Below are 6351 nucleotides of genomic sequence, written 5' to 3' on the forward strand. Positions count from 1 at the left end.
ACAGGCGAGTCGATCTGTCAGCCCCGCGACAACAGTTTCGGAAGCTAGCTCGGCGCCGTTAGACCCACGCGGCGCCGGAGCGGCCAGGCCACCAGCCGGTTAGCTTGATATGACCGCGACCGAGCTCCCACGTATTGAGCGGGTTGGAGACGCGCAGAAACTGAGTGTCTCCTGCCGTGAAATCCATGCGGATATCGAAGTTGGTTGCATCGAGCGGAATCCCAGTGATCTGACTGTCCTGCCCGCCCGAGACGCGGACCTGGCGCGTCACTTGCTCATTGCGAGCGGTGTAGGTCACCGTCGCATTGACGATGTAGGAGCCGCCGTTATCGAACCACAAATTGAGGTACGGTGTCTCACCGATCCAGCGAGGAATGACAACCTTGCCTGCAAACGACGCGAATTCGTAAGCGTAGGCCACGGGTTGGATGTTGGGGCCGATTATTTCATTGGCTTTGCTCGGGAAAATCCGCTTTTCAATGTTGTCGGCAGAACTGACATTCTTGTACGATCCCTTGAGGGACGCCGACTGATCGCCGCCGGTCATCGCCATGACCCCATCGACCGATCCAGTGATACTGAACTCGCTTTTGTCCTGGCGTGAGCCGACGTTCACGCACCCATCGGTAAGCCAGACTTTGGTGATCATCCCGAAACCCTGATCGATCTCGTTACCCGTGGCCTTGTTGTACTCCTTGGCAATCTTGAGCATTTTGTCGTAGTGTGCCAGCATGAAGTTGGCGGGATCTTCGATGTACTCGACACCAAAGGCCGATCCTGAGGAGGTCAGCGAACCCTTGGTGCCAAACTCCCACTTGCTTTTCACGCCAACGCTGACCTTGACGCCGGTCGTCGGGTCCAGATAAGGCACATCGAATTCCACGCCAACAGAAGACTGCTTCACATCGCCCTGCTCGAGGTGCCAATCCACAGTTGAGGGAAAGTTGAGCTTTGGTGGGTCGATGTTCGTTTGCGCAGCTTGGAATTGGGTGTCGGTGGGGTTGAAATACCCCACCGCGCCGACCTTGATGGTCGGATCGAGAGTCCAATTGCCCCAGGAATATCGGTCGGTATTGCGCAGCAGTCGCGTAAGCTGGACATTCCAGGCCGTCCCGCTGTCGTCAGCAAGGCCATCCTGCTGGGTGAGGACGCGAAAACCTTGCTCGTTCGAATCAGACATAGCTTATCTCCCTATTAGTGGATGAAAAGATGCAAATTTCGGCGGGGTCTGCTCGGCACCGCTGCTCGCTCGCCGCCGCGGGAGGAGTCGGTTCTGATGCTCCATGCTTCTTTGCGAGGGATCTACATGACGGCTGCCTAAGCGCTCAGGAAGAGCTTTGCTCACCGGGCAGATTCAGCAGCTATTGCTTGCGAAGAATTCGACGAATACACCTGGTGGCGCCTCATTCGCGCGTTGCAAAAATAGAAACCATGAGGTGGGATGTGAAGTCTGCAATAAATACGGATCGAGCGAACCTGATACTTAGAATAGGTTTCAGAATCGGTTCGCGATTGACCGCTGGTTGTAGTCCGCAACATCGATTATTTGGGCCAATGGAAGGCTCGGTGCATCGATCTCGCGCGCGATCAGTCAGGCGGCGATGACGGTGTTGCGCTCGCCGGCATCTATGTGCAGCCTAAGCTTCTAGCCCTCAGGCAGGAAGCTATTCAAGCGCCGCACGAGACGAACGTGCCGCGCGTATGCCATCGGCGATGTGCGGGCCGGCTCAGTGAAGCGGGTGGGCGCTACGATCGTTAGGGCGCGGCCGTTGTGGCGCAAATTCATGCGCACCCGGCGGCAGCATATGCCCGGCGTGCCGGGATTGTCGCGACGTGCCGGGGCGGACGCCACGGTTGCCGCCGCTCCATAAGGTAGCGCGGCAACACCGCTCCTGCTACCATCTGGCCATGCGACATTCCCTGATCAAACGACTACTCATGCCCGTGCTTGCCGCCAGCCTGCTGGCCGCCTGCTCCCCTACCTACAACTGGCGCGATTACAGCAGCCAGGACGCGCCGTTTCGCGCGATGTTTCCCGATAAGCCAGATGTCCACAAGCGCAAGATCGACATCAACGGCCTGCCCGTCGAGATGACGATGACGGCAGTCGATATCGATGGCACGACGTTCGCCGTCGGCAGCGCGGTAGCACCGGACGCGGACAAGGCCAAAGCAGCGCTCGATGCGATGAAGACTGCGCTGGTGCGCAACATCGGCGCCACCATCACCAAGGAAAAAGTGTCGGCAGCGGCCTCCGCCGGAGCGGCCGGCAACTCGCAGCGCGCATCGATCGATATCGAGGCGACCGGCGTGCGCAACGGCACGCCGATGAAGCTGGTCGGCCATTTCGAGGCGCGCGACAAGCGCTTCTACCAGGTAATCGTCATGGGCAAGGAAAAAGCCATGACGCCGGAGCACGTCGACCAGTTCATGTCGTCGTTCAAGTTGCTCTGAACCCAGCACTTGCTTTCGATCGGATCCTGATGATTAACGATGCCCCCGCCGCGCTGCAGCTGACCGCGCTCACCAAGCACTTCGGCCGGCCCGCCGTCGACCAGCTCAACCTGACGGTGCGGCGCGGCGAACTGTATGCGCTGCTGGGGCCGAACGGCGCCGGCAAGACCACCACCTTGCGCATGGTCGCCGGCCTGCTGGCGCCGGACTCGGGCAAGGTCGAAGTATTCGGCATCGACCTGGCCGCCAATCCGGCCGGCGCCAAGCAGGCCATGGCGTACTTGCCCGACGACCCGATGTTGTACGCCAAACTCAAGCCGACCGAGTACCTCGAGTTCATCGCCGGCCTGTGGGGCATTGCCGCGGCAGACGCCGAACCGCGCGCGCGCAAGCTGCTCGATTGGCTGGACCTGACCAAGCATGCCCATGAGCTGACCGAAGGCTTTTCGCGCGGCATGAAGCAAAAGCTCGCGCTGGCCGGCGCCCTGATCCACGAACCGCAGTTGCTGATCCTCGACGAGCCGCTCACCGGCCTCGACGCCGCGGCCGCGCGCCAGGTCAAGGACTTGCTGGTCGATCACGTCAACGGCGGCGGCACCGTGATCCTGACCACTCACATCCTCGAAGTGGCGGAGCGGCTGGCGCAGCGCATCGGCATCATCGAGCATGGCCGCCTGATCGCCGAGGGCACGCTGGACGAACTGCGCAGCCAGGCCGGCGCGGCAACGTTGGAGGATGTCTTCCTGCAACTGACGGGGCAGCCTTGAAAGCGCCCGCCGGCAGCGCGCTCTGGCTGCTCAAGCATGAAGTGCGCATGCTGTTTTTCAATTCCGGCTACGGTTCCAAAAAAGGCGCCGCCACGCGCGGCCTGAGCAAGAAGGCGATCGCGTTGTGGGTGTTCATCACGCTGGCCATTCATGCGGGCGCCTACTTCATGCTGAGCAAACTGCCGGATGGCACGATGCAGATTCCGCACGCCGTGATCATGGGGCTGACCGGCGTGTTCGCCGCGCTGGCGAGCCTGATGCTGGCGCAAGGCTTGAAGGCGAGCGTCGAGGTGTTGTTCGAACGCGGCGACATGGACCTCCTGTTGTCGTCACCGTTGTCGTCGCGCGGCATCTTTATCGTCAGGCTGGCCGGCATCGTCATCGGCGTCGCCGGCGTGTTCCTGTTTTTCCTGACGCCGTTCGCGCACATGGGGCTGCTGCTGGGCCACTACCGCTGGCTCGGTATCTACCCGGTCGTGCTCGCTACTGCAACGGTTGCGGCTTCGCTGTCGATGCTGGGGACGCTAGGCCTGGTGCGGCTGTTCGGCGTGCGCCGCACGCGCGTCGTTGCGCAGGTGCTCGGGGCGTTGTCGGGCGCAATGTTCTTTTTGTTGTCGCAGGTGTTCGCCAACAGCTCGGGCGGCTTTCGCGCCAAGGTCGGCGCCTGGTTCGCGCCGATGCTCGCGCCTGGCGCCACCTTCGGCCCTGACAGCCTGGTCTGGTTGCCTGGCCAGGCAATCCTGGGCGAGCCGTACGCGCTGCTGGCGTTCAGCGTCGCCGCCATCGTCATGTTCGCGCTGACGGTGCGCTTCACGCACCGCTTTTTCGTGCACGGGGTGCAGCAGGCAGTGAGCCTGGTGCGTGCGGCGGCGGCGCCGGCCGGCGGCCAGCGATACCAGTTCGGCCGCAGCTTGACGCGCGTAATCATCGTCAAGGAATGGCGCCTGATCGCCCGCGACCCTCAGCTGATTTCGCAGGTCATGCTGCAGCTGCTGTACATGCTGCCCTTATTTTTCGTGCTGATATTTAAAGGCGGCACGCAGGTGGCCGGCATCGCGGCGGGACTGACTTTCCTCGCCGGCTCGCTGACCGCGGCGCTGGCCTGGGTCATCATGTCGGCCGAGGATGCGCCGGACCTGCTGCGCGCTTCACCGTCGAGCATGCACACGATCCGCCGTGCCAAGCTTGCGGCCGTCACCTTGCCGGCTCTCGCGCTGGTGAGCGTGCCGATGCTGTGGGTGCTGGCGCGTGATCCGCGCGCGGCCATGCTGATGTGCGCCACCGTGGTGGCATCGGTGACGACGTCGGCGCTGATCGCCATGTGGTGCGGCCGGCCGGCAGCGCGTGGCGACTTCAAGAAGCGCTCAAAAGGGAATTTACTGAGCAACACGCTCGAGACACTCAACGGCTTTGCCTGGTCGGGCCTGACTTTCCTGTTGCTGGTGGCCGGGGGCGCAACCCGGTTTCCGGGCTGGATGTTGCCGGTCGCCGCTTTGCTGTTCGTCGCCACCATCGCCATTTTGCTGGCCGCCTGGATGATGCGCCGGCGGGATGACTGAGCCTGCACGCCACACGCGTGCAAGGTGACCAAAATGGGAAGTCGTGTTATCGTTTCGTCATTGCAGTACACAATCAGAAAGCCGTTATGTTAATCACGTTCACATCCAAAGCAGCAGCCGAAGTCACCATGTACAAAGAGCACGCCAAGCGCATGCTCGACCTGATCGGCAAGGACGTCAGCCGCGGGGTCATCACCGCGGCCGAAGCGCCGCGCGCCGTCGAAGTGCTGGAGAAAGAAATAGCCGAATCGCGCAAGCATCAGGCGTCCGACGATGTGCAGCGCGACATCCACGCGCATCATGGCGAGGTCAACGAGGACAAGGATCACGAGGGCATGGAAGTGGTCAGTTTCGCGACCCGTGCGTACCCACTGCTGGAAATGTTGCGCGCGGCGCGCAATGGCGGCCACGACGTCCTCTGGGGCGTGTAATGACGCAGCTGGTGGCGCTGCAGAGCCACCAGGTCAGTGCAGCGGACGGCACCAGGCTGTTCGTCACTGACTACCTGCTGCCCGCATCCCAAGTACGGGGCAGTGTCGTGCTGATGCATGGACTCGGCGAGCACAGCGGCCGATACCGGCATGTCGCCGGCTTCTTTAACGAGTGCGGCTTATCGGTGCGTTGCTACGACAACCGGGGACACGGACGATCGCAGGGCAAGCGCGGCGACGTCATCAATGGCAATCCGATGTTGCAGGATGCCGAAATCATCATCGACGATTTTGCGGCCCGCTTTGCGCATCCGCCGTTTCTGTTCGGCCATAGCATGGGCGGACTGTTCGCCGCCCACTTCGCGCTCGCGCACAAGTCGCCTTTGCGCGGCCTGATCCTGTCGTCGCCGGCGCTGGCGCTGCGCATGAAGCCGATCGAACTGAAGATGCTGGCGGTGCTGGAAATGCTGGCGCCAACCATCGGCGTATCGAATGGCGTGAAAAGCACATTCCTGTCGCACGATGCAAAGGTCGTCGGCGCCTACAGGGCCGATCCGCTGGTGCACGGCAAAATCAGTGCGCGCTTGCTGCGTTCGATGCTGTCGTCGATCGCGTACTGCGCATCGCACGCCGCGTCGCTGTCCATTCCCACCCTGATGCTGGTCGCCGGCGACGACCGCTTGGTCGACCCGGACGGCAGCCGGCGGTTCTTTGCAAAGTTGAAGCCCGGACTGGCGCAGATGCATGTTTACGACGACCTGTATCACGAGATTTTCAATGAGGTCGATACAAGCAGGCAGTTTGCCGATCTGAAGGCATGGCTGGAGCAGGCCACGCTGTCGCGTTAAACTTTGCTGACGCGCATGCGGGCTTAGGTAAAGGCAATCGCGCGGCGCGCAAAACCATCAGACGAAAAAAAACAGCGTGGCTCGTGGCGGCCTTGGCCGTCGCGGGCGCACGCGTCGCTTTTCTCCAGACGAAAAAAAACCCAGCATCTCTGCTGGGTTTTTTCTTTATAACTAGCCTGACGATAACCTACTTTCACACTGGTTGCAGCACTATCATCGGCGTAATATCGTTTCACGGTCCTGTTCGGGATGGGAAGGGGTGGTACCGATTTACTATGGTCATCAGGCATAA

The 6351-nt window shown here is 61.6% G+C and carries 6 protein-coding genes and 1 rRNA gene; 5 read left to right on the forward strand and 2 right to left on the reverse strand.

All coding sequences use genetic code 11. The features are described from left to right. Nucleotides 1-58 precede the first annotated feature (58 nt). Nucleotides 59-1180 (reverse strand): hypothetical protein, encoded by a 1122-nt coding sequence (locus tag CR105_RS10160; protein WP_099788305.1) that lies wholly within the window; start codon nucleotides 1178-1180, stop codon nucleotides 59-61. Between the two features lie 758 nt (nucleotides 1181-1938). On the opposite strand from CR105_RS10160, the gene CR105_RS10165 reads away from it, so the two are divergent. The 5 genes from CR105_RS10165 to CR105_RS10185 all read left to right on the forward strand — a co-directional run bounded on the left by CR105_RS10165 (nucleotide 1939) and on the right by CR105_RS10185 (nucleotide 6059). After that, complete coding sequence (locus CR105_RS10165; RefSeq protein ID WP_229413797.1) at nucleotides 1939-2454, forward strand: hypothetical protein; 516 nt, start codon at nucleotides 1939-1941, stop codon at nucleotides 2452-2454. Between the two features lie 29 nt (nucleotides 2455-2483). Continuing rightward, nucleotides 2484-3221, forward strand: a complete 738-nt coding sequence (locus CR105_RS10170; protein ID WP_099788306.1) for an ABC transporter ATP-binding protein — start codon at nucleotides 2484-2486, stop codon at nucleotides 3219-3221. Further along, nucleotides 3218-4780: a hypothetical protein gene (locus CR105_RS10175; RefSeq protein WP_099788307.1), complete on the forward strand. Its 1563-nt coding sequence runs from the start codon at nucleotides 3218-3220 to the stop codon at nucleotides 4778-4780. The genes CR105_RS10170 and CR105_RS10175 overlap by 4 nt, the downstream gene beginning before the upstream one ends. Before the next feature lie 86 nt (nucleotides 4781-4866). Further along, complete coding sequence (locus CR105_RS10180) at nucleotides 4867-5211, forward strand: DUF1840 domain-containing protein (protein WP_099788308.1); 345 nt, start codon at nucleotides 4867-4869, stop codon at nucleotides 5209-5211. Further along, on the forward strand, nucleotides 5211-6059 hold the full coding sequence (locus CR105_RS10185) for an alpha/beta hydrolase (protein ID WP_099788309.1): 849 nt from the start codon (nucleotides 5211-5213) through the stop codon (nucleotides 6057-6059). The genes CR105_RS10180 and CR105_RS10185 overlap by 1 nt, the downstream gene beginning before the upstream one ends. 174 nt (nucleotides 6060-6233) lie before the next feature. On the opposite strand, the gene rrf is transcribed toward CR105_RS10185, so the two are convergent. Next, nucleotides 6234-6346 (reverse strand): 5S ribosomal RNA (gene rrf, locus CR105_RS10190). Nucleotides 6347-6351: the final 5 nt, after the last annotated feature.

This window comes from Massilia eurypsychrophila, from assembly GCF_002760655.1.
In the GTDB taxonomy this organism is placed as follows: Bacteria; Pseudomonadota; Gammaproteobacteria; order Burkholderiales; family Burkholderiaceae_D; genus JAFCUW01.